General features: G+C 29.0%; 18 protein-coding genes. 13 read left to right on the plus strand and 5 right to left on the minus strand.

Going from position 1 to position 24612, the window contains the following annotated elements:
* Nucleotides 1–64 precede the first annotated feature (64 nt).
* The 7 genes from C820_RS10545 to C820_RS10575 all read left to right on the plus strand — a co-directional run bounded on the left by C820_RS10545 (nt 65) and on the right by C820_RS10575 (nt 11980).
* Nucleotides 65–625 carry a hypothetical protein gene (locus C820_RS10545; protein ID WP_004034076.1) on the plus strand — a complete coding sequence of 187 codons (561 nt, stop codon included), beginning with the start codon at nt 65–67 and terminating at the stop codon, nt 623–625.
* 321 nt (nt 626–946) lie between these two features.
* A complete protein-coding gene (locus C820_RS10550) occupies nt 947–3049 on the plus strand; it encodes a glycoside hydrolase family 13 protein (protein WP_004034075.1) in 2103 nt (700 codons plus the stop codon).
* Complete coding sequence (locus tag C820_RS10555; RefSeq protein WP_004034074.1) at nt 3046–3735, plus strand: RluA family pseudouridine synthase; 690 nt, start codon at nt 3046–3048, stop codon at nt 3733–3735. The genes C820_RS10550 and C820_RS10555 overlap by 4 nt, the downstream gene beginning before the upstream one ends.
* A 154-nt stretch (nt 3736–3889) precedes the next feature.
* Nucleotides 3890–6343: an ATP-dependent Clp protease ATP-binding subunit gene (locus tag C820_RS10560; RefSeq protein ID WP_004034073.1), complete on the plus strand. Its 2454-nt coding sequence runs from the start codon at nt 3890–3892 to the stop codon at nt 6341–6343.
* A 214-nt stretch (nt 6344–6557) separates the two neighbouring features.
* Entirely contained in the window at nt 6558–6968 is a 411-nt protein-coding gene (locus C820_RS10565) for a hypothetical protein (protein ID WP_004034061.1), read from the plus strand.
* A gap of 76 nt (nt 6969–7044) precedes the next feature.
* Nucleotides 7045–8436, plus strand: coding sequence for a DNA repair protein RadA (gene radA / locus C820_RS10570; protein ID WP_004034060.1), 1392 nt, complete (start codon nt 7045–7047; stop codon nt 8434–8436).
* 97 nt (nt 8437–8533) lie between these two features.
* Entirely contained in the window at nt 8534–11980 is a 3447-nt protein-coding gene (locus C820_RS10575; protein WP_156801399.1) for a pyruvate carboxylase, read from the plus strand.
* Nucleotides 11981–12058: 78 nt separating this feature from the next.
* Here the strand turns inward: C820_RS10575 and C820_RS10580 are convergent, their stop codons facing one another.
* Complete coding sequence (locus tag C820_RS10580) at nt 12059–12613, minus strand: hypothetical protein (RefSeq protein ID WP_004034058.1); 555 nt, start codon at nt 12611–12613, stop codon at nt 12059–12061.
* Nucleotides 12614–12781: 168 nt separating this feature from the next.
* Between C820_RS10580 and C820_RS10585 the strand changes: the two genes are divergently transcribed.
* The gene (locus C820_RS10585; protein ID WP_004034057.1) at nt 12782–13267 is read left to right on the plus strand and encodes an S-ribosylhomocysteine lyase; all 486 of its coding nucleotides are present in this window, start codon (nt 12782–12784) and stop codon (nt 13265–13267) included.
* A 62-nt stretch (nt 13268–13329) separates the two neighbouring features.
* On the opposite strand, the gene C820_RS10590 is transcribed toward C820_RS10585, so the two are convergent.
* Complete coding sequence (locus tag C820_RS10590) at nt 13330–13872, minus strand: NADH peroxidase (RefSeq protein ID WP_004034056.1); 543 nt, start codon at nt 13870–13872, stop codon at nt 13330–13332.
* A 198-nt stretch (nt 13873–14070) separates the two neighbouring features.
* Here C820_RS10590 and C820_RS10595 point away from each other — a divergent pair, with 198 nt between their 5' ends.
* The 4 genes from C820_RS10595 to purD all read left to right on the plus strand — a co-directional run bounded on the left by C820_RS10595 (nt 14071) and on the right by purD (nt 20097).
* A complete protein-coding gene (locus C820_RS10595; protein ID WP_004034054.1) occupies nt 14071–16998 on the plus strand; it encodes an insulinase family protein in 2928 nt (975 codons plus the stop codon).
* Between the two features lie 161 nt (nt 16999–17159).
* A complete protein-coding gene (purM, locus tag C820_RS10600; RefSeq protein WP_004034052.1) occupies nt 17160–18197 on the plus strand; it encodes a phosphoribosylformylglycinamidine cyclo-ligase in 1038 nt (345 codons plus the stop codon).
* A complete protein-coding gene (purN, locus tag C820_RS10605; RefSeq protein ID WP_004034050.1) occupies nt 18185–18808 on the plus strand; it encodes a phosphoribosylglycinamide formyltransferase in 624 nt (207 codons plus the stop codon). Before purM ends, purN begins: the two co-directional genes overlap by 13 nt.
* 20 nt (nt 18809–18828) lie before the next feature.
* Entirely contained in the window at nt 18829–20097 is a 1269-nt protein-coding gene (gene purD / locus C820_RS10610; protein ID WP_004034042.1) for a phosphoribosylamine--glycine ligase, read from the plus strand.
* Nucleotides 20098–20222: 125 nt separating this feature from the next.
* On the opposite strand, the gene C820_RS10615 is transcribed toward purD, so the two are convergent.
* A complete protein-coding gene (locus C820_RS10615; RefSeq protein WP_004034041.1) occupies nt 20223–20819 on the minus strand; it encodes an HD domain-containing protein in 597 nt (198 codons plus the stop codon).
* 101 nt (nt 20820–20920) lie between these two features.
* Here C820_RS10615 and C820_RS10620 point away from each other — a divergent pair, with 101 nt between their 5' ends.
* Entirely contained in the window at nt 20921–22222 is a 1302-nt protein-coding gene (locus C820_RS10620) for a stalk domain-containing protein (protein WP_004034040.1), read from the plus strand.
* Nucleotides 22223–22292: 70 nt separating this feature from the next.
* On the opposite strand, the gene C820_RS10625 is transcribed toward C820_RS10620, so the two are convergent.
* Both C820_RS10625 and feoB read right to left on the minus strand, forming a co-directional pair.
* Nucleotides 22293–22433 carry a FeoB-associated Cys-rich membrane protein gene (locus C820_RS10625; protein WP_156801386.1) on the minus strand — a complete coding sequence of 47 codons (141 nt, stop codon included), beginning with the start codon at nt 22431–22433 and terminating at the stop codon, nt 22293–22295.
* A gap of 17 nt (nt 22434–22450) precedes the next feature.
* A complete protein-coding gene (feoB, locus tag C820_RS10630; RefSeq protein ID WP_004034039.1) occupies nt 22451–24592 on the minus strand; it encodes a ferrous iron transport protein B in 2142 nt (713 codons plus the stop codon).
* Nucleotides 24593–24612 lie beyond the last annotated feature (20 nt).

The raw sequence follows: 24612 nt of genomic DNA on the forward strand, positions 1-24612 counted from the left end.
TTTATTTGTATAAATTTGGAAACTCCTGTACATACTATTTACATGATAGTGCAGGAGGGATATTATGAAAAAGAACGAAATAATGTGGATATTTTTAATTTGTTGTATTGTTGGTATAGTAAGTTGTATAATTACTACTAAAGTATATGAAAAAAAAATACAAGCACTATCTTCAGCTGAAATTCAAAAACAGGAAGATAGTGTAACTGTTATAACTGAAACAGCAAGAATTACACCTTCTACTAAAATGGTATATGAATATTATTATACGGGAGATGGTGTTACACAAACGTTAGAAGATGTTCCTCCTTACTTTTTATTGGATATGACATTAGAAGATATGAAAAAAGTGTATACAGATTGGAAAATCATATCTTTTTCTGCTGAAGAAGTAGTAATGAGAAAAACATTAGAAGCAAAAAGTAATGAGCAATATATTATAGGAGAAAAAAACGGATATATTGCTGTGTACTATAAAGAGGCACAGCATGGAATTATATTACATGAAATTACGAATACACCTCTTTCTGCGTTGCCGTTAGAAGAACAGGAAAGATTGTTAGAGGGAATTTCTGTTATAGGTGATGAAAATTTATCAAAAATTTTGTCAGATTATACCAGTTAAGAAAGTATTTGGGGTATTTTAAACAAAAAATAATAATTGTATCAAAAAAAATTCATTGTATTTTTTAAAATTTAGTAGACAGATGATATAAGTGGTGCTATAATAAAAATGTGAAAACTCCCCAATATTTTCACGAGGCAGCTTATAAGCTGCGATCCCAATAAGAAATACCTTCTCTTTGTGGAAAAAGACTATCATCGGCAGGTAGTCTTTTTTCATGTGTTAAAATAAATTTGACATGATTTCCATTGACATTTATAATGAAATTATGTGAAGTAAAAAAAGAATAAATAATTGTATATTTGGGATAGGAGAATTAGAATGAATCTTTCAGTACCATATAAAGAACTGAGTATTGCTGGAAAAATACTTTGTAACGCAGAATTAAGTAAAGACATTTTAAGTATTGAATCTATTTTTAGTGATGAAACAGAAAACTTTAGAATACCTTCAGAACCAACTAGTACTGATACTGTTCAAGTATTAATACGAACAGGAAGAGGAAATATGGATGCTGTTTTTTTGTGTTGTGACGGAGAAAAAATACCTATGAAAATATGCAAACAAGAGAGTTTTTTTGATTTTTACGAAGGATTTTTACCACCAACGAATGAAACAAAATCTTATTATTTTGAATTAGTGCAAGGAAATAGTTCTTATTATTATACGAAAAGTGGTTTGCATCAACACTTAGAGGAAGGAACATGGTTTACTGTAATCAGAAATTTTAAAATACCTGATTGGGCAAAAGGTGCTGTTATGTACCAAATATATGTAGACCGCTTTTGTAATGGAGATACAACAAATGATGTAAAAACTAATGAATATATTTATTTAGGAAAACCTGTTGAAGCAGCTGAGTGGAATGAAATGCCTGCAATAGAGGATTTTAGGCGTTTTTATGGTGGAGATTTACAGGGTGTGTTAGATAAATTAGATTATTTACAACAATTAGGTGTAGATGTTATATATTTTAATCCTCTTTTTGTTTCTCCAAGTAACCATAAATATGATACACAAGATTATGATTATATTGACCCTCATATTGGTATTGTTGTAGAAGATGGAGGATCTCCATTAGTATTTGAAAAATTTAATAATAATCATGCTACTATGTATATTCAAAGGACAACAGCGTTGGAAAATTTAGAAGCGAGTAATGCTCTTTTTTGTAAAGTTGTAGAAGAGGCTCATAAAAGAAATATTAAAATAATACTTGATGGAGTGTTTAATCATTGTGGTGCTTTTCATAAATGGATGGATAGAGAAAATTTTTATGAATCTACTGGAAAGTATCCTGCTGGTGCTTTTATAGAAAACAATAGTATCTATCACAATTATTTTTATTGGAAAGAAAATGGAACATATGATGGTTGGTGGGGGCATCCAAATCACCCTAAATTAAATTTTGAGTCGCCAGAGTTATTTCAATATATAATGAGTATTGCTCAAAAATGGGTATCACCACCTTTTAATGCTGATGGTTGGCGACTAGATGTAGCAGCAGATTTAGGAATAAATCCTAATTTTAATCATTATTTCTGGAAAAAGTTTAGAGATGCTGTAAAAAAGGCAAATCCTAATGCAATTATATTAGCAGAACATTATGGAGATGCTTCTTCATGGTTACAAGGTGATCAATGGGATACCATTATGAATTACGACGCATTTATGGAACCTGTTTCATGGTTTTTAACAGGAATGGAAAAGCATAGTGAAGATTTTAAAAAAGACTTATTGAATAATAGTATAGTTTTTAGAGATACAATGTTGTATCAAATGGCAAAACTTTCTAAACAGTCTATACAAATATCTATGAATGAGCTTTCTAACCATGACCATTCAAGGTTTTTAACAAGAACAAATAAAACTGTTGGTAGGCTTCATACTTTAGGATATGAAGCTGCTAATAATGGAATTAATAAAGGAATTATGAAGGAAGCTGTGGTGATACAAATGACATGGCCTGGAGCACCTACAATCTATTATGGAGATGAAGTAGGCGTTGCTGGTTGGACAGACCCCGATAATAGAAGAACATATCCTTGGGGAAAAGAAGATATAGATTTGTTAGAATTTCATAAAGCAGTTATAAAAATACACAAACAGTATAGTGCATTAAAAACAGGTTCTCTTATGTTTTTATATATGGGATATGGTTTATTAAGTTATGGACGATTTGATAAAAAAAATAAAATAGTTGTAGCATTAAATAATACTGAAGAAGAAAAACAAATAGAAATACCTATTTGGCAAATGGGTATTTCTTCGCAGGGTGAAATGCAGGCAATATTAACTTCAACAGAAATTGGATTTTCTGTAAATGTTATTTCTTATAAAGTAAAAAGAGGTAAACTAAATTTATCTTTAAAACCTTATAGTAGTGTTATATTAAAAGAAATAAAAAGAGGTAAAAATTCATGATAAAACAACCTATTATATTGTATGAAGATGAGTTTCTAATTTGTGCAATAAAACCAGCAGGCATTCCTACGCAACCAGATAAAACTGGTGATATGGATATGGTGACTTTTTTAAATCAGTATTTGGATAAAGGACAATGTAAAAATTCATATATTGGTTTAATTCATCGTTTGGATAGACCAGTAGGAGGAATATTGATTTTTTCAAAAAAAAAGAATATAGATTATAAATTATCTCAGATGTTACTAAAAAATGAAATAAAAAAAGATTACTTATCTGTTGTTTGTGGAGATGCAAAGCAAAAAGATACATTAGAAAATTACTTATTAAAAAATGGAAAAACAAATTTATCTTGTGTTGTAGATAAAAAAATAAAAAATGCAAAAAAATCTGTATTAACATATGAAAAATTGCAAATGATAAAGGAAGAGGAAAAATATTATTCTTTATTAAAGATAACATTATTAACAGGACGTCATCATCAAATTAGAGTACAACTTTCTTATGCAGGTATCCCAATTTGGGGTGATACTAAATATAATGTGTTACAAAAATGGCAAAGGGGAAATATAATAGCATTATGGGCTTATCAGTTAACATTTAAGCACCCTATAACAAACGAAGATATGTTATTAAAATATTTTCCTGAAAATGATCCTTTTTTTAGATTTACAATTTTTGAATGAATTTGTAATTATTCTGTTGTTGTATTTTTTAAGCTTTGTATTATAATAATTTGTAGGAAAAGAACAATTTTGTTCTTTTCTTTTGAAGAAATATTAGCAATCATAAAAGCTATTGGCTAACAATATTTTAAATAACCCAAAAGGAGGGTTACATATGCAAAGAAAATATACAAAAAAAGCACAAGCTGTTTTACAACTAGCACAAGAATCTGCTTTAAAATTAGGAAATCGTTTTATTGGAACAGAGCATATATTATTAGGACTAACATTGGTTAGAGATAGTGTAGCATGCAAAGCATTAGAAGAACAAGGCGTTACATCAGATGGTATATTTGAAAAGATTGCTACTTTAATGAGTCATAGTACTATATCTTATGTTCCACAAGATTTTACTCCTGGTGCAAAACGAGTATTGGAATTTAGTAATCAAGAGGCACAACATATGGGAACAGGATATGTAGGAACAGAGCATTTACTTTTATCTCTAATGAAAGAAACCGACAGTATTGCTGTAAAAATATTAATAATAATGGGAGTGAATGCACAGAAGTTATATGAAGATATTATGATGATGTTAGGAGAAAGTGAAAGCCAAATAGTACCAGGTATGGGACATCACTCTGAAGTATCTTCTGAAAAATCGACTACAGAGAGTTTAGATAAATATGGTAGAAATTTTACAGAATTAGCAAGAGATAATAAATTTGACCCTATCATTGGACGAGAAAGAGAGATTGAAAGAATTATACAAATATTAAGCAGAAGAACAAAAAATAGTCCTTGTCTCGTAGGTGACCCTGGTGTAGGTAAAACTGCTATTGTCGAGGGTTTGGCCCAGAAAATTGCAGACGGAAATATTCCAGCTACATTGAGAGATAAAAAAATTATTAGTCTTGATTTATCCTCTATGGTAGCAGGCTCTAAATATCGTGGGGAATTTGAAGAACGTATGAAAAAGTCATTAAAAGAAGTACAAAATGATGGAAATATTATATTATTTATAGATGAAATTCATACAATTATTGGTGCAGGGGCAGCAGAAGGGGCTATTGATGCTTCAAATATATTAAAACCTTTATTAGCAAGAGGAGAGATACAGTTAATTGGTGCTACTACTTTAGAAGAATATAGAAAATATATTGAAAAAGATGCAGCTTTTGAGAGAAGATTTCAACCTGTTAAAGTAGAAGAACCAGAAGAGGAAAAAGCAATTAGTATGTTAAAGGGATTAAAAGATCGCTATGAAGTTCATCATAATGTTACTATAACAGATGAAGCAATTGAAGCAGCTGTAAAAATGTCTGTTCGTTATTTACCAGATAGATTTTTGCCAGATAAAGCAATTGACTTAATTGATGAAGCTGCTTCTAGTTTACGATTAAAAACAGTAACAATGCCTTTAGACATAAAAGAGTTAGAAGGAAAATTAGAAGAACTAGAAAAAGAAAAAGAAGAAGCCATTAAGACGGAAGAATTTGAAAAAGCTGGAGAGGTGAAAAAACAACAAACAGAATTGAAAAAGCAGTTAGAAGAAGCAAAAAGAATATGGCAACAGGAAAATAAACAAAGTGGACAAACGGTAATAAAAGAAGATATTGCAGATGTAATTGCAAAATGGACAGGTATTCCTGTCAAAAGTTTGCAAGAAGAAGAAAGTCAAAGATTACTTTGTATGGAACAAGAACTGCATAAAAGAGTAATAGGACAGGAGGAAGCAGTTTCTGCAATTTCAAAAGCAGTACGTCGTGGTCGTGTTGGATTAAAAGATCCTAATCGTCCTATTGGTTCTTTTTTATTTTTAGGTCCAACAGGTGTTGGTAAAACTGAACTATCAAAAGCACTGGCAGAAGTTTTATTTGGTGATGAAACGGCTATGATACGTATTGATATGTCTGAATATATGGAAAAACATAGCGTTTCTAGAATGATAGGTTCTCCTCCAGGATATGTTGGATATGAAGAAGGGGGACAATTGAGTGAAAAAGTTCGTAGAAATCCTTATTCAGTGGTGTTATTTGATGAAATAGAGAAAGCATCTTCTGACGTGTTTAATGTATTATTACAAGTATTAGATGATGGGCATATTACAGATGGACATGGAAGAAAAATAGATTTTAAAAATACTGTAATTATTATGACATCTAATGCAGGTGCAAGAAGTATTGCTGCTCCCAAAAGACTTGGTTTTGTAACTTTGGATAATGAAAAGCAAAATTATGAAACGATGAAAAAAGGTGTCATGGACGAAGTAAAACAAATTTTTAAACCTGAGTTTTTAAATCGCATTGATGATATTATTGTATTTCATACGTTAAGTCAAGAAAATATAAAACAAATTGTGTCACTTATGACTAAAACTGTTATTGCAAGAGCAAAAGAGAATATGCAAATTGATTTATCCTTTTCAGAAAATGCTATTTCTTTAATTGCTACAGAAGGATATGATCAAGCTTATGGAGCAAGGCCGTTACGTAGAGCAATACAATCAAAAATTGAGAATTTTTTTGCTGAGCAATATTTAGAAGGAAATTTTCAAAAAGGTGATGCAGTACAAATAGATGTAGAAAATGAGAATTTTGTTTTACAAAGAATAACTAAAGATAACTAATTTTGGGGGTTAAATAATGAGAAGTTCTCTATTTTATGGGAACTTTTCGTTATTTGTTTAAATATCTAAAAATATAATGTTTTTAGTTGTAATTTTGAATTTTTAGTATACCAAGCTTCTTTTTTATGGTATAATATTTTTAAAATAGTAAGTTATATCTTTAAGTAGAAAATAGGATTAGGCATCTGTATTTTATAATCAGGAGGCAAAGAACATGAGTGTAATAGAAGAGTTAATTAGACAGGAAGATAATGGAACAATTAGTTTTGGAAACTATTTATTAGATTCTAAAAAGAAAGTATTAGATTTTGAAGTAAATGGAAATTTGTATAAAGTAAAAACATTTAAAGAGATTACAAAACTAGAGAAAGATGGTAAAATGATATTAGAAACAGTTCCAGGAGCAACAATACATAATTTTAATATGACTGAAAAAGGAGTAAACTTCTTGGTAGAAGGAACAGAAGACTTACAGTTAACATTAGAATTAGAACCTGAAATGGAATATAAAATTTTAATAGATAGTGTCAATGTGAGTAAAATGAAAACAAATATGGCAGGAAAAGTAAATTTTAGTGTTGAAATGCAACAAAATGTAACAAAAACAATAGAAATAAAAAATTAAATTGATGCTAATAAAAAAATTATGGACTGTAAACAGCAGTCCATTTTTTATTCATGAAGAATAGGTGGTATAAACTTTGAGAAAGAAAATAATCTATAAATGTATGCAGTGTGGTTATGAGTCATTAAAATGGATGGGACGTTGTACAGAGTGTGGTACTTGGAACAGTTTGGAGGAGATGAATAGTTTTGATAATAACGAGAATAAAAAAAGTATGTTGAATAGAACAAAAAATGTTTCCTCTAAAGTATTAAAGCTGACAAATGTGGAAGTAGGAAAAAATCAAAGAATTTTAACAGGGATACATGAATTTGATAGAGTTATGGGAGGAGGAATTGTAAAAGATTCTGTAACAATATTAACTTCTCCTCCTGGCGGAGGAAAGTCTACATTAACATTAGCTATTTCAGGTGAAGTTGCGAAACAAGGAAAAAAGGTGCTTTATGCTACTGGAGAAGAAAGTGATAGTCAAATTAAAAATAGAGCTAACCGTATATTGGAACAAATTCATGAAAATATTTGGATTATTGCAGATACCAGTTTAAATAGTGTATTAGATGCTATTATAGAAATAGATGCTGACTTAATTATTGTAGATAGTATACAAACATTTACGCTTGACGAATTTTTACCAGCAAGAGCAGGTAATCCTACTCAGACAATGGAATGTGCTAATGCGTTAGTACAATGCGCAAAAAATAAAGAAAGACAAAGAGCAATTATATTGATAGGTCAAATGAATAAAAATGATGAAATGGCAGGATTACGTTCATTAGAACATTTAGTAGATACAGTTTTGTTTATGGAAGGAAATCATGAGGAAGAATTAAGGAGTATTGTTGCTACAAAAAATAGGTTTGGAAGCACAGGGGAAATGGGTTTTTTTACTATGACAGAAAAAGGACTGATTTCAATTGACAATCCTTCGGAATATTTTATTACAAAAAGAGAAAAAGGGGAGTTAGTTTCTGGAAGTACAATTACTGTAATAAAAGAAGGTTCTCGTCCTGTCATTTCAGAAATAGAAAGCCTTGTTTCAAATTCTTTTACACCATATCCTTCGCGTATTTGTGAAGCAATGAAAAAAGATCAAATGAATACATTGATTTCTGTATTAGAGCAAAGGGGAAAAATTTCATTGTATGATAAAAATGTTGTTATTAAAACGACAGGAGGCATTAAATTAAAAGAACAAGCTGTAAATTTAGCAGTAATTATGTGTATTGCTTCTTCGGTGTATAATAAGCCAATTCCTTGGGACTATGCTTTTATTGCTGATGTAGGATTGACAGGAGAGCTAAAAAAAGTACCTTCTATAGAGCATCGTGTAAAAGAATTAGATAGAATGGGGTTTGTAAAAGTTTTTGTTCCTCAAAACTGTATGAGAAAAATAATGTTTCAAAATATTGAAGTCATAGAATGTAAAACTTTAATGCAAGTAATTACCTATTGTATAGGTAAAAAATAAATTTTTAACAATGCAGTTTACGAATGAATGAATTTATATTATAATACTATACTATAATCAATAAAATAAAGGAGGATTATTTGTGCAAGAGGTAAAAATTAATAAGTTTAAAAAGGTGCTTGTGGCAAATAGGGGTGAAATTGCAATTCGTATTTACAGAGCATTAAATGAACTAGGTATTCAAACAATAGGTGTATTTTCAAAAGAAGATAAATATTCTTTATTTAGAACTAAAACAGATGAAGCTTATATGTTAAATAAGGAGAAAGGGCCTATTGATGCTTATTTAGATATCAAAGAAATTATTCGTATTGCAAAAGCGAAGGGAGCAGATGCTATCCATCCAGGATACGGATTTTTGTCAGAAAATCCAGAATTTGTAGCAGCTTGTGAAAAAGCAGGTATTGCTTTTATAGGTCCAGATAAAGAAGTAATGTATGCTATGGGTGATAAAATTTCTTCTAAACAAATCGCTATTAAATGTGAAGTTCCTATTATTCCAGGTGTTGATCATGCAGTAAAATCAGAAAAGGAAGTTATGGAAATTGCAGAAAAAGTTGGTTATCCTGTTATGTTGAAAGCTTCTAATGGTGGCGGCGGACGAGGTATGCGTATTGTTAATAGTGCTTCAGAGATGCCTAAAGAATTTGAGGAAGCAAGAAATGAAGCAAAAAAGGCATTTGGTGATGATAAAATATTTATTGAAAAATATTTAAGAAATCCTAAGCATATTGAAGTACAAATATTAGGTGATAAATATGGAAATGTAATACATCTTTTTGATAGAGATTGTTCTGTTCAAAGAAGACATCAAAAGGTAGTTGAGTATGCTCCTGCTTCTACTATTAGTACAACAACAAGAGAAAAAATATTTTCAGATGCTATCAAAATTGCAAAATATGTAGGATATAAAAATGCAGGTACATTGGAATTTTTAGTAGATGCAGATGAAAATTATTACTTTATTGAAATGAACCCTCGTATTCAAGTAGAACATACTGTTACAGAAGAAATAACAGGTATTGATATTGTACAAGCTCAAATTTTAATTGAAGAGGGATATCCTCTTCATTCTCCAGAGATTAATATTCCTTCTCAGGAAAGTATTCATTGTAATGGTCATGCTATACAAATGAGAATTACAACAGAAGACCCTTCTAATAATTTCTTACCTGATACAGGAAAAATTTCTGTTTATCGTTCTGCTGCAGGTAATGGTATTAGATTAGATGGTGGTACTGCCTATACAGGTGGTGAAATTACACCTTATTATGATAGTTTATTAGTAAAAATAATTGCTTATGATAGAGATTTTCAAAAAGCTACTAAAAAAGCAGTTAGAGCATTAAAGGAAACAAGAATTAGGGGAATTAAAACAAATATTCCTTTTTTGATAAATGTATTACAAAGTAAAACATTTGTGGAAGGAAAATGTACTACAACATTTATTGAACAAACTCCTGAACTGTTTAATATTACATTAGGACAAGATAGGGCTACAAAAATTGCAGAGTTTATAGGTAATCAAATTGTAAACGAAGCACATGGAAGAAAACCTGAATTAGACCCAATTCATGTTCCTACATTTGGACAAGGACAAAATGAAACAATAGTTGGAGCAAGAGACAACTTTTTGAAGTTAGGTGCAAAAGAGTATACGCAAAGACTAATGAATGAAAAAAGACTGTTTATAACAGATAGCACAATGAGAGATGCCCATCAATCTTTAGTAGCAACTCGTTTTAGAACAACAGATCTTGTAAAAGCAGCACCAGCAACAAATAAAGCTATGATGAATGCCTTTTCTGTAGAGGCATGGGGAGGTGCAACTTTTGATGTTGCTTATCGCTTTTTAAAAGAGTCTCCTTGGGTTCGTTTAGAAACCTTACGTAAATGTATGCCAAATACATTAATACAGATGCTTTTGAGAGCGTCAAATGCTGTTGGATATGCTAATTATCCTGACAATGTTGTACAAAAATTTATTCAAGTTTCTGCTAAAACAGGTATTGATGTATTTAGAATTTTTGATAGTTTAAATTGGATTGAAAACATGAAAATGCCTATTGAAGAAGCACTGAAAACGGGAAAAATTGTAGAAGGTACAATCTGCTATACAGGGGATATATTAGACCCAAAAGAAAAGAAATATACTATTGATTATTATTTAAAAAAGGCAAAAGAACTGCAAAATATGGGTTGTCATATTTTTGCTATTAAAGATATGGCTGGTTTATTAAAACCATATGCTGCGAAGGAATTATTTACTGCTTTAAAATCTGAATTAAATATTCCATTACATTTGCATACACATGATACGACTGGAAATGGTGTTAGCACTGTGCTTATGGCGGCAGAAGCAGGTGTAAATATTGTTGATCTTGCAATACAATCCATGAGTTCTTTAACAAGTCAGCCATCTATGAATGCAGTAGTAGAAGCGTTGCGTGGTACAGAAAGAGATACAGGCTTAGATATTGATGAGTTAAACGAATTAAGTAGATATTATGCAGGAGTAAGACAAGTATACAAAGGTTTTGAAAGCGAAATGAATACTCCAAATACAGAAATTTATAAATATGAAATTCCAGGTGGTCAGTATTCCAATCTATTAGCACAAGTAAAGTCAATGGGATCTGGAGATAATTTTGAAGAAATTAAGCAGCTTTATAAACAAGCAAATGATTTACTTGGAAATATTGTAAAAGTAACACCATCTTCTAAAGTTGTAGGAGATATGGCAATATTTATGTCAAAGAATGGTTTAAATAAAGATAATATATTGATAGAAGGAAAAGACTTATCTTATCCTGATTCTATTGTAGGCTATTTTTCTGGTAACATTGGTCAGCCAGATGGAGGTTTTCCTAAGGAGTTACAAAAAATTGTGTTAAAAGGAAAAGAAGCAATTTCAGAACGTCCCGGAAAATTGTTACCAGAAGAAGATTTTGATGTAATTAGAAATCACCTTACAAAATCTCATGCTATGAAACAAATTAATGATAAAAATATTATTAGCTATGCTTTATATCCTAAAGTATATGATGATTATTGTGATTATCAAGAATATTATAATGATGTTTCTCAATTGGAAAGTCATATTTTCTTTTATGGTTTATCAAAAGGTGAAGAAACAAGTATTAATATTGGAGAGGGAAAAGATTTGCTCATTAAATATGTTGATATTTCTGAAGCAAATGAAGAAGGAATGCGTTCTTTAACATTTGAAATTAATGGTGTTATGAGAGAAGTAAAAATTCAAGATAAAAACTTAGAGGTTAATACAAACAGAATATTAAAAGCAGATAAAAATAATCCTTGTCATTTAGGTTCTACTATACCTGGTACAGTTGGTAAAATATTTGTAAAAGAAGGAGATGAAGTAAGTAAAAATATGGTATTAATGACTGTAGAAGCTATGAAAATGGAAACATCTGTATTGTCTAAAGTAGATGGTGTAGTAGATAAAATCTATATTAAGGAAGGAGATAAAGTAAGTCAAGAAGAGCTTCTTATTTCATTTATATTAAGTGAAGAAGAATAAAAATAATTTTAAGTAAACAATAAAAAACGTTAATTAAAATAATACCTCCTATCATTTTTAATAGGAGGTATTTTAATATTAATTTTGAGGATCTTCTCTCATAGCTACAATTGTTTTGCTAATTAGGTCATCCAATTCCCAACCTAACATTTCAGCTCCTTTACGAATAACATCTCTAGAACATCCAGCTGCAAAAGTTTTATCTTTAAATTTTTTCTTAGCAGATTTTAATTCCATATCTTTTACACTTTTAGAAGGACGCATTTTTGCTGCTGCACCTAATAAACCAGATAATTCATCTACTGCAAAAAGAACTTTTTCCATTTCATGCTCTGGTTTAATGTCTGCTACGAGACCATAACCATGACTTGCTACTGCATGAATGATTTTTTCATCAATACCTCTTTCTCTCATAATTTCTTGTTCTTTTATACAATGTTGTTCTGGGTATTGCTCAAAGTCTAAATCATGTAGTAATCCAACAATACCCCAAAATTCTTCATCATCACCATATCCTAATTCTTTTGCGAAATATCTCATAATTCCTTCTACTACTTCAGCATGGCGAATATGAAAATTTTCTTTATTGAATTCATTTAATAAATTCCATGCTTCTTCTCTAGTAATACTCATTTTAATTCCCTCTTTCTATTTATATTACTTTTTACTTAGTATAAAAGAAATGAAAGTATTATGCAATATATAATAGGATATTTGCATATTTTATAAAATTAATATTGTATTTTGATATAATAAAGTATAAAATATACTATATTGATTGATGTTAAAGGAGAGAATTTTATGGATGTTACAAGTTTTGGAATTAACCATGACAAATTATTAAGAGGTATTTATGTTTCTAGAAAAGATACAGTTGAAAATGGTATTTTAACAACATTTGATGTTAGAATGAAAGAGCCTAATAGAGAAATGGTAATGGATACTTCTGTGATGCATACTATTGAACATCTTATGGCAACATTTTTTAGAGGTCATCAAGAATGGGCAGATAAAACAATTTATGTTGGCCCTATGGGGTGTCGAACAGGTATGTATGTTATTTTTAAAGGAGATTTAAACTCAAAAGATGTTATTAAAATTATTACGCAGTCTTTTGAATATATGACTAATTTTACAGGAGAAATTCCAGCAGCAAAATCTTATATGTGTGGTAATTATTTAGACCATAACTTAGAAATTACTAAAATAGAATGTTGCAAGTTTTTAGAAGAAGTATTATACCAAATAAAAAAAGAAAATTTAGAGTATCCAGTACAAAATTATTGAAAGTAATAGGAGAATAAAAATAAAGAAGCTAGCAATAGTACTAGCTTCTTTACTTTACTTTTTTATTTGAAATATCTATTGTAAAGTCCTTGGAACGCTTTTCCATGTCTAGCTTCATCTCTAGCCATTTCGTGTACTGTGTCATGAATTGCATCTAAGTTAGCAGCTTTTGCACGTTTTGCAAGATCTGTTTTACCAGCTGTTGCACCATTTTCAGCAGCAATACGAAGTTCAAGATTTTTCTTTGTAGAGTCTGTTACAACTTCTCCTAATAATTCAGCAAATTTGCAAGCGTGTTCAGCTTCTTCCCAAGCAGCTTTTTCATAGTATAAGCCAACTTCTGGGTAACCTTCTCTATGAGCAACACGAGCCATAGCAAGATACATACCAACTTCTGTACATTCTCCTTCAAAATTTGCTCTTAAATCAGCCATAATATCTTCACTGGAACCTTTTGCAACTCCAATTACGTGTTCAGAAGCCCATGTCATTTCACCAACTTGTTCTGTAAATTTGTCAGCACTTGCTTTACAAATTGGACACTGCGCTGGAGCAGAGTCACCTTCGTGTACATAACCACATACGGAACAAACAAATTTTTTCATAATAAAATCCTCCTTAAATTGAATATAAAAATAACAATATTTATTAACTATTGTTAACTGATAATAATTATAAATTACATTTTTGATCTTGTCAACCTTTTTTTATAAAATGATTTTCAATTTCTGTTAAAATGTGTTAAACTACTTAATAAATAGTTTAAATAAACTATTTATGTATTTATTTGAAAGGAGATTTTTATGATAGATTTTCAAATTGGAAAGCATTATTATGGTTTTTGTTTAAAAGAGTGTGAAGAACTAGGTGATATTCGTTCTAAAGGTTATTTATTTGAGCATATCCAAAGTGGAGCAAAATTATTCTATGTAAAAAATAGAGATGATAATAAAGTGTTTTTTATTTCTTTTAAAACACCTCCATCAGATGATTGTGGTATACCTCATATTTTAGAGCATTCTGTACTTTGTGGTTCTAGAAAATATCAAGCAAAAGACCCGTTTAATGAATTAGCTAAAGGTTCTCTTAATACTTATTTGAATGCTTTAACTTATGCTGATAAGACAATGTATCCTATTGCTAGTAAAAATGAGAAGGATTTTATAAATATGATGGATGTTTATTTAGATGCTGTTTTTTATCCTCGTATATATGAAAAAAAGGAAATATTTATGCAGGAGGGTTGGCATTATGTATTAGAAGATAAAAATTCTTTGTTATCAATAAAGGGAGTAGTATATAATGAAATGAAAGGTGCATTGTCTGATCCTGAAAGTATATTAAGTAATACAATATCTAGAAGTCTTTTTCCTTCGACAACATATAGATTTGAGTCTGGAGGCAATCCAGAGAGTATACCTGAATTAACATATGAGAATTTTTTAGAATTTCATAAAAAGTATTATCATCCATCAAATAGCTATATTTATTTATATGGTGATATGGAAATTGAAAAAAAATTGGAATGGATTGATAGAGAGTATTTAAGCCATTTTAAAAAAAGGCAGTTTGATTTAAAAATTCCATTAGAGGAAAATTTTTCGAAAATAGTATTGTTAGAAGATACTTTTTCGGTTACGACTGAAGAGGAAGAGGAAAAAAACACCTATCTTTCTTATAATGTTCGTATAGGAAGGTCTACAGATCCTTTATTAATACTTTCTTTTGATATACTAAGTTATATTTTATTAGAAACAAATGCTTCTCCTTTAAAAAAGGCGTTAATAGATTTGAATATTGCCGAAGAAACAGAAGGTTGGTTTGATTCTTCTAGTTATGATATGGTATTTAGTATTATTGCTAAAAAATCAGAAAAAGAAAATGTTAATATTTTTAAAGAAACAATTGAAAGTATATTAAATGATATTGTTCAAAATGGTATAGATAAAAAGATTATTGAAGCGACATTAAATAGATGGGAATTTTATTTAAAAGAAGAATATTTTGGTAGTAGACCAAAAGGGTTAACTTATGGTATGAAATTGATGAAAAGTTGGTTACATGAAGAAAGTCCTATGAAGTCATTATGTCATTGGGAACACTTTCAAGTAGTAAAATCGGCTTTAAAGACAGATTTTTTTGAACAATTAATTCAAAAGTTAATATTAAAAAATAACAATAAAAGTATAGTAATTGTTTCTCCAGAGAAAGGAAAACAGTCTAAAATAGAATATAATTTTTCTAATAAAATGCAAGAAAAAAAGAATAGCTTATCTGAATTTGAAATAGAACAGATAATTAAACAAAATAAATTGTTGCAAAGTTATCAGTCGGAAGAAGAAAGTGCAGAAATTATAAAACAAATACCGTTTTTACAAATAAGTGAAATCAATAAGAATGCAGATATTTTACCAACGGAGCATATTTTAGAAAAATATCATATGATTTTTACACCATTAGAAACAAATGGAATTATTTATTCACAATTGCTTTTTGATATTTCTTCTGTACCAGAAAGTCTTTTGCCTTATGTAGGACTTTTAACAAGTGTTATAGGAAAGTTAGATACCAAACAATATACATTTGAGCAATTACCATTAGAAATTAATTTTTATACTGGCGGTATTAGTTTAAGTAGTGATATTTATTCTACTTCAAAACAAAATTGCAATTGTTTTATAACAATTAACGGAAAAGTATTAGAAAAAAATATATCAAAGTTTTTTGATATTATAAATTCTATATTATTTGAAACAAAATTTGATAAAAAGGATAATTTAAAAAAGATTATAAAGTCAGAAAAAGCTAAATTAGAAAATTATTTTCAAAATGCACCTCATTTAGCTGGCGTTGTTAGGAGTATGAGCCATATTTCTATGGGTTCTAAAATAAAAGAAGAAGTGTCAGGTATTACATTTTTTCATTCCCTTGTTAAAATAGAAAAAGAAGTAGAACAAGACATTAATAAAGTAATTTTAAAATTAAGGGAAATATGTTCTTATATATTTACAAAACAAAATCTCTTTGTCGCTGTTAGTTGTGAAAAATCTAGTTTATATAAGTATAAAATAGAGGTAGAAAAAATATATAATTCTCTTTTAGACAAACCTATTAAAAAACAAAATTATCAATTTTTATTTCAAGATATAAGGGAAGGATTGATTAGTTCTTCTAAAGTACAATATAATATTCAATCTGGTAATTTAATGGATTATGGATATACTTATAATGGAGAGTTAGCTGTATTAAAAACAATATTAGATTTAGAATATTTATGGAATATTGTACGTGTACAAGGTGGAGCATATGGTTGTTATAGTCGTTTTTTAAGAAATGGTAGTGTTTATTTTTATTCTTATAGAGATCCTAATATAGATAAAACATATTCTGCATATAAAAATATGAGTCATTTTTTAAAAGAATTTTGTAGAACAAAAGCTGACTTAACAAAATATATTTTAGGTACTATTAATAATATTGATAAGCCTTTTAGTAATTCAGAAAAAGCTGATTTGGCTATAGCTAGATATTTAAATGGTGTTACTCCAGAAGTTCAACAAAAAGAACGAGATGAGATTTTAGCAATTACAACTAAAAAATTAGAAGTGTATATTCCTCTTTTAGAGCAAATAATAGAAAAACAAAATATTTGTACAATTGGTAATGAGAGTACAATATATTCACAAACTCAATTATTTTCACGAATAACGTCATATATGCCTTCTATATAATTGATTTTGTAGAAAATACTGTTTTTATTGCTTTTTTGTGTGAATTATGATATAAATAAAAGTAAGGATATGGTTTCATTTTTTTAAACAGGTTTCAAAGATGAAATCTGTTTTGCTTTTTTAGAATGTTTTATGTATAGAAAAATTAAGGAGGAAAAAGAATGGGGCTTGATTATAAAGATGCAGGTGTAGATGTAGAAGCAGGATATAGATCTGTGAAATTAATGAAAGAGCATGTAAAAAGTACATTTCGTAAAGAAGTTTTGGGAGATATTGGTGGGTTCGGTGGTATGTTTTCTCTTGGGAATTTACAGATGAAAGAACCTGTACTTATTTCTGGAACAGATGGAGTAGGAACGAAATTAAAATTAGCTTTCATACAAGACAAGCATACTACGGTTGGTATTGATTGTGTTGCTATGTGTGTTAATGATATTATTTGTAATGGTGCACAACCTTTGTTTTTCTTGGATTATATTGCCTGTGGGAAGAATGTACCTGAAAGGATTGCTGAGATTGTAAGTGGTGTAGCAGAAGGTTGTCGTCAAGCTGGTTGTGCTTTAATTGGTGGAGAAACAGCGGAAATGCCTGGTTTTTATGCTAAAAATGAATATGATATGGCTGGTTTTGCAGTAGGTGTAGTGGATAAAGAAAAGATTATTACTGGTGAAAATATTGTAGAAGGAGATGTAATTATAGGTTTACCTTCTAGTGGTATTCATAGTAATGGATATTCTTTAGTTAGAAAAATTTTTCGTCCTTCTGAAACTAGTTGTAAAGAATTTGTAACTTCCTTAAATGAAACATTAGGAGAAACGCTTTTAAAACCAACAAAAATTTATGTTAAAGAAATACTCAGTTTAATTGAAAGGGTAGAAATAAAAGGAATTAGTAATATTACTGGAGGTGGATTTATAGAAAATATTCCAAGATGCATTCCTAAAGGAAAAAATCTTTGTGCATACATAGAAGAGGGAACATGGCCAATACTTCCTATATTTGATTTAATGCAGAAAACAGGCGATGTTAATAGAATGAGTATGTATAATACATTTAATATGGGAATTGGTATGATTTGTGTTGTTGCAAAAGAAAATGCAGAAACTGTCATCAATGTACTTCATGAAATGGGAGAAGATGGGTATATAATAGGAAAAATAATATCTAGTGAAAAAGAGGTAGACATATGCTTAAAGTAGGTGTTTTAGTTTCTGGCGGAGGAACGAATTTTCAATCTATTGTAGATGCTATTAAGTCAAAAAAGTTAACAGACACAGAAATTGTAACAGTAGTTAGTTCTAATCCAAATGCTTATGCTTTAGAACGAGCAAAAAAGTATGATATTAATGCTATTTGTATTAGAAAAAAAGATTTTGAAACAGATATATTGTATCAAAAGGCACTTATACAACATATGAAAGCTAAAGAGGTAGAACTTATTGTTATGGCTGGATTTATGGTTGTAATTGGTTCTTTATTTATTAAAGAGTTTGAAGATAAAATTATAAATATTCATCCATCTTTAATTCCTTCATTTTGCGGAAATGGTTATTACGGTTTAAAAGTTCATGAAGCTGCATTAAAAAAAGGTGTAAAAATAACTGGTGCAACTGTGCATTTTGTTACTGAAGAAACTGATGCTGGTCCTATTATTATACAAAAGCCTGTAGTTGTTCTGGAGGATGATACACCAGAACAATTACAAAAAAGAGTTATGGAAGAAGCAGAGTGGGAAATATTGCCTAGTGCTATACAGTTATTTGCACATAATCGTTTGAAAATAGTTGAAAATCATGTCAAAATACTTTAAATTGTGGGAGGAAAGTCATAATGAAAATTTTAGTTGTAGGTGGTGGCGGTAGAGAACATGCAATTATTTGGAAGTTGAAACAAAGTCCTCTTGTAGATAAAATTTATTGTGCACCTGGAAATGCTGGAATTTCTGAATTAGCAGAATGTGTTCCTATTGGTGTAATGGAATTTAATAAATTAATCAATTTTGTAAAAGAAAATGATATTGATTATACAATTATTGGTATGGACGATCCATTAGCAGGAGGAATTGTAGACGCCTTTGAAATTGAAAATTTAAAAGTATTTGGTCCAAGACAAAATGCTGCTATATTAGAAAGTAGTAAAGCCTTTTCAAAAAATTTAATGAAAAAATACAATATTCCAACGGCTGCTTATGAAACATTTAATTCTTATGAAGAAGCAAAAAAATATTTAGAAAAGCAAAATATGCCCATTGTATTAAAAGCAGATGGTTTAGCATTAGGAAAAGGTGTCTTAATTTGTAAAACAATGGAAGAAGCACAACAAGGATTAAAAGAAATGATGCAAGAACATAAATTTGGTTCTGCAGGAAATACTGTAGTAATAGAAGAATTTTTAGAAGGACCAGAAGTTTCTGTATTGTCATTTTGTGATGGAAAAACAATTATACCTATGGTAAGTGCACAAGATCATAAAAGAGTTTATGATAATGATGAGGGGCTAAATACTGGTGGTATGGGTACATTTTCACCAAGTAAGTTTTATACAAAACAAATGGCAGAAGACTGTATGAAAAAGATATTTCAGCCAACTGTAGATGCAATGATAAAAGAGAATAGGCCTTTTGTTGGTATTATTTATTTTGGATTAATGTATACAAAGAATGGTATAAAAGTAATTGAGTATAATGCACGATTTGGTGACCCTGAAACACAGGTTATATTACCACGATTAAAAACAGATTTATTGCAAATTATGTTAGCTTGCACAAATGGAACATTAGATAAAATTGACATTGAATGGTACAATAATGCAGCAGTTTGTGTTATGTTGGCAAGTGGAGGATATCCTGTTTCTTATGATAAAGGATATGAAATTACAGGATTAGAAAAAATTTCTGAAAGAGAAAATATAATTGTATTTCATTCAGGCACAGCTAAAAAAGATGGAAAAATTGTAACTTCTGGTGGTCGTGTGCTTGGTATTACTGGCATCGGAAATACTATTGATGAAGCAATTCAAACAGCTTATGAGGGTGTAGAGCTTGTAAATTTTAGTAAAAAACATTTTAGAACGGATATTGGTAAGAAAAATTATAATTAAAATAGACATATACATAAACATATACATACAATATTAATATATGTATATGTTTTATAAAAAATATATTCGTAAAAGATTTTTTTTACGAATATTTATATATTCCTTTCTTACAATAAATAACTTCCCTATTTTTGTAAATAACCTAATTCTACAGCTTTATTTAAAAGTGTTATAAGATAATTAGAAATTTCTTTAGGACCATTTTTTAATGTTTTTTCATTTCTTTCTAAAACTTGTTTATAAGAAATATTATTTTCAATCCATAACATTCCATTTGTTTTAAAGTTTAACATAATTGGTTGTAATCTATCTAAAATATTTGCAAAAATAGCTTCTTTTGTTTGTCCTTCTTCAAATTCTTCCCATAATGATTTATATTGTTGATATTGATTTTCTGGTAATATACTATAAATACGTTCAGCAGCCATTTCTTCTCTTATTATTTTATCTTGATTAGCATCTTTGTTATAGCAAAAAGTATCCCCTGCATCTATCTCTACAACATCATGAATTAAAACCATTTTTAATACTTTTAATAAATCAATATCTTTATCAAAATGCTCCTCTAAAATGATTGCCATAATTGCTAAATGCCAAGAATGTTCTGCATCATTTTCTTTTCTTGTTGCATTAGCTAAATAAGTTTGTCTTATAATACTCTTAATTTTATCTAACTCTAGTATAAATTCAATTTGTTTTTCTAATCGTTTTTGTTTATTCATGCCTTTTTATTCCTTTCTTAAGAAATAATACCTTCTATTGATAAATTCCTTAGAATATATTATAATATTTTTATTAAATTATAACAAGGAGGTTTTTTATATTGAGTTATAAGTTAAAGCAACTTTTTTGCATTTTATTTGTTATTTTTTCATTAGGGTCTGTTTCAGTTTATGCAGATAACATATCAAAAAATGATATTTCTGTAGAAGTTAACGGTACTCAATTAAAAATGAGTCATTCTCCTCAAATTATAGAAAATAGCACTTTAGTTCCATTACGTGATATTAGTGATGCTTTAAATATTACTATTGAATGGAATGAAAATGAAAAAACTATTGATGTATATGGAATTAATGATACATATACATTGGAAATAGATAACTTTACTGTTAAATCAAAACATAGTAATACTATACTATTAAATGCTGCTCCAACTATTATAGATAATAAAACATTTGTACCAATTCGTTTCATTGCTGAAAGTATGGGAGCAGATATTTTATGGAATGATGCTTCCAAAACAGTATTAATTACTACAAACGAGCAAAAACAAATTAATAATTTAGAAAAAATAGAATTGTCACTATCAAATAAAAAAGTCTATACTGGACAAAAACTTTCTGAATTAAAAAAAGATTTTGGAGAGCCAAGTCGTATAGATAAAAGTATATATAATTTAGACTGGTATATTTACAATCAAGATTATTCTAAATTTATTATGATTGCAGTAAAAGATAATGTAGTTGTTGGCTATTATACTAATGTAAAAGGGTTTATATTAAATGACAAAATTAAATATGATGCTGTTTACAATGGTGAAAGTGATGATAAACAAATTAAAATTTATAAAGATAGTAATAACGATAATAAAATATATGCTGTTTTAGTAGTTCTTCTTTCCTATCAAAATGAAAATGCTGATAATTCCCAAAAATTTTTAGATACACAAGCTAGAGAAAATTTTGATATTTTAAATACATTTAGAACAAACTACGGAATTTCAATTTTAGAATGGGATAATTTATTAGTTCAATCTTCACAAGCACATTGTATTGATATGGCAGAAAAAGGATACTTTGCACATAATTCTTTAGATGGTACAACACATAAAGACAGAATTTTAGCAACAGGTATAAAAAATACTATTGCATGGGGAGAAAATATTGTAGCAGGACGTGAATTAGCGGTAGATACATTTGATTTATGGATTAATTCTCTCGGTCATCGTGTTAATATGTTAAGAGAAAATTTTACCCATGTTGGTATTGCATCTATTTATAAAGAAGGTTCTATATATAATTATTATTCTGGACAAAATTTTGTTGAAAAAGAATTCAAAGACGCAGATAAAGAAGAACAAAATGAAGAAGATGAAAAATATACAGTAGTATTTACATTTTAATAAATAAAAAAAGACCGTTATTTAAAAAAATAATGGTCTTTTTTTATTTAATTCAGAAAAATGTTAAAGTTTATTTTTTATCATGGCAATTTCTACCACAATAATGACAGATATTATTACTACAATTACAAACTCCTTTATTTTTAATAATACTTTTTATTGCTATTGCTATAAGAATAAATATGATACTACCTATTATTATATTTGCCAATAATATTTTCTCCTTTCTTATTTTACTGTTTTTGCTAAATTTTTATGAATAATGTTTTCTTTTTTGTTTCCATTGATACAAATTAATGTAATAACTATAATTACAGTTATTATACAAATAATTGCAGGCATAGGATTTGCACCATATAATAATGTATTACCTATTGTATTGATTAATAATGACACAATATATGCTAAACCTGTTTGATATCCTACAGCAATTAATGTCCATTTCCAATTACCCATTTCTCTTTTTATTGCTCCAATAGCAGCAAAACAAGGTGCACATAATAAATTAAATGCTAAAAAAGAATATGCAGATACTTGAGTAAAAGCACTTTGTAAATTTGTCCAAATTTCAATGCCATCTTCTGCAACTTCATTCATACCATATAATACACCAAATGTACCTACAACATTTTCTTTTGCTACTAATCCTGTTACTGCTGCTACAGCTGCTTTCCAATTACCCCAGCCTAAAGGTGCAAATAAAGGTGCAATTATATTACCAATAGATGCTAATATAGATTCACTTGCATCTACCATTTGTAAAGACCAATTAAATGATTGTAAAAACCAAATTATTCCACAAGCAACAAATATAACTGTACCTGCTTTTTTTACAAATGATTTTCCTCTATCCCACATATGAATTAATACACCTTTTACTGCTGGTATATGATAAGGTGGTAATTCCATAACAAAAGGTGCAGAGTCACCAGCAAATAGTGCTGTTTTCTTTAATAAAATACCAGAAAAAATAACGGCTCCAATTCCAATAAAATAAGCAGATGGACCAACCCAAGAACTTTCTGGGAACAAAGCACCTGCAATTAATGCAATAATAGGTAATTTTGCTCCACATGGAATAAATGTTGTTGTCATAATTGTCATTTTTCTATCTTTTTCATTTTCGATTGTTCTAGAAGCCATAACACCAGGAACGCCGCAACCTGTACCAATCAGCATTGGTATAAATGATTTTCCAGACAATCCAAATTTTCTGAAAATTCTATCCATAATAAATGCAATACGTGCCATATAACCACAATCTTCTAATATGGAAAGGAAGAAGAATAATACAAGCATTTGAGGTAAAAATCCAATAACTGCACCAACGCCACCTATGATACCATCAACAATTAAACTTTGAAGCCATTCTGCTGTACCTACATTTTCTAAAAACGTAGCTACATTTCCTTGTATAATTTCTCCAACAAATATATCATTTGTCCAATCTGTTGCAATTGTTCCTACCGTAGAAACTGAAATATAATATACTAACCACATTACTATTGCAAAAAATGGTAGTGCAAAAAATCTGTTTGTAATAATACGATCAATTTTATCAGATGTTGTCATATTATTTGTACTTTTCTTTTTTGTAAATTTTGATACAAAATTATTTATGTATTCATATCTTTCATTTGTAATGATACTTTCACTATCATCATCCATTTCTTTCTCACATTCAGAAATAATACTTTCTAATTTTTCTATTACATCAGTATTAAATGAAAATCTTTCTATTACTTTTTTATCTCTTTCAAATAATTTTATAGAAAACCATCTTTGTTGTTGTTTATCTACAACATCCTGAATAATTAATGTTATATCCTTCAATACTTTTTCAACATTTTTTTGAAATACTTCTTTAACAGGTTCCATATCTTGCTCTACTGCTTCTAACGCAGCTTTTGCTACCTCCATTGTTCCCTGTCCTTTTAATGCAGATGTTTCTATAATTTTGCAACCAAGTATTTTACTTATTTCCTGAATATTAATAATATCACCGCGTTTTTTTACAATATCCATCATATTCATAGCAATAACAACAGGTATTCCTATTTCTAATAACTGTGTTGTTAAATATAGATTTCTTTCAATATTAGAAGCATCTACTATATTTAATATAACATCAGGATGTTCATAAATAATATAGTCCCTTGTTACAACTTCTTCTAATGTGTATGGAGAAAGAGAATAAATACCAGGTAAGTCGATAATATTAACATTTTTATGACCTTTTAGTATTCCTTCTTTTTTTTCTACTGTAACTCCTGGCCAGTTTCCCACATATTGAGAACTTCCTGTTAAATTATTAAACATAGTCGTTTTCCCACAATTTGGATTTCCTGCAAGTGCTATTTTAATAGCCATTTTATTTTCTCCTTTCTTTT

This window comes from Clostridium sp. MD294, assembly GCF_000364165.2.
In the GTDB taxonomy this organism is placed as follows: Bacteria; Bacillota; Clostridia; order Lachnospirales; family Anaerotignaceae; genus Coprocola.

Coding starts and splice junctions, on each gene's coding strand:
- C820_RS10545 (WP_004034076.1), top strand. CDS start 65: ATGAAAAAGAACGAAATAATGTGGATATTTTTAATTTGTTGTATTGTT.
- C820_RS10550 (WP_004034075.1), top strand. CDS start 947: ATGAATCTTTCAGTACCATATAAAGAACTGAGTATTGCTGGAAAAATA.
- C820_RS10555 (WP_004034074.1), top strand. CDS start 3,046: ATGATAAAACAACCTATTATATTGTATGAAGATGAGTTTCTAATTTGT.
- C820_RS10560 (WP_004034073.1), top strand. CDS start 3,890: ATGCAAAGAAAATATACAAAAAAAGCACAAGCTGTTTTACAACTAGCA.
- C820_RS10565 (WP_004034061.1), top strand. CDS start 6,558: ATGAGTGTAATAGAAGAGTTAATTAGACAGGAAGATAATGGAACAATT.
- C820_RS10580 (WP_004034058.1), bottom strand. CDS start 12,613: ATGAGTATTACTAGAGAAGAAGCATGGAATTTATTAAATGAATTCAAT.
- C820_RS10585 (WP_004034057.1), top strand. CDS start 12,782: ATGGATGTTACAAGTTTTGGAATTAACCATGACAAATTATTAAGAGGT.
- C820_RS10590 (WP_004034056.1), bottom strand. CDS start 13,872: ATGAAAAAATTTGTTTGTTCCGTATGTGGTTATGTACACGAAGGTGAC.
- C820_RS10595 (WP_004034054.1), top strand. CDS start 14,071: ATGATAGATTTTCAAATTGGAAAGCATTATTATGGTTTTTGTTTAAAA.
- purM (WP_004034052.1), top strand. CDS start 17,160: ATGGGGCTTGATTATAAAGATGCAGGTGTAGATGTAGAAGCAGGATAT.
- purN (WP_004034050.1), top strand. CDS start 18,185: ATGCTTAAAGTAGGTGTTTTAGTTTCTGGCGGAGGAACGAATTTTCAA.
- purD (WP_004034042.1), top strand. CDS start 18,829: ATGAAAATTTTAGTTGTAGGTGGTGGCGGTAGAGAACATGCAATTATT.
- C820_RS10615 (WP_004034041.1), bottom strand. CDS start 20,819: ATGAATAAACAAAAACGATTAGAAAAACAAATTGAATTTATACTAGAG.
- feoB (WP_004034039.1), bottom strand. CDS start 24,592: ATGGCTATTAAAATAGCACTTGCAGGAAATCCAAATTGTGGGAAAACG.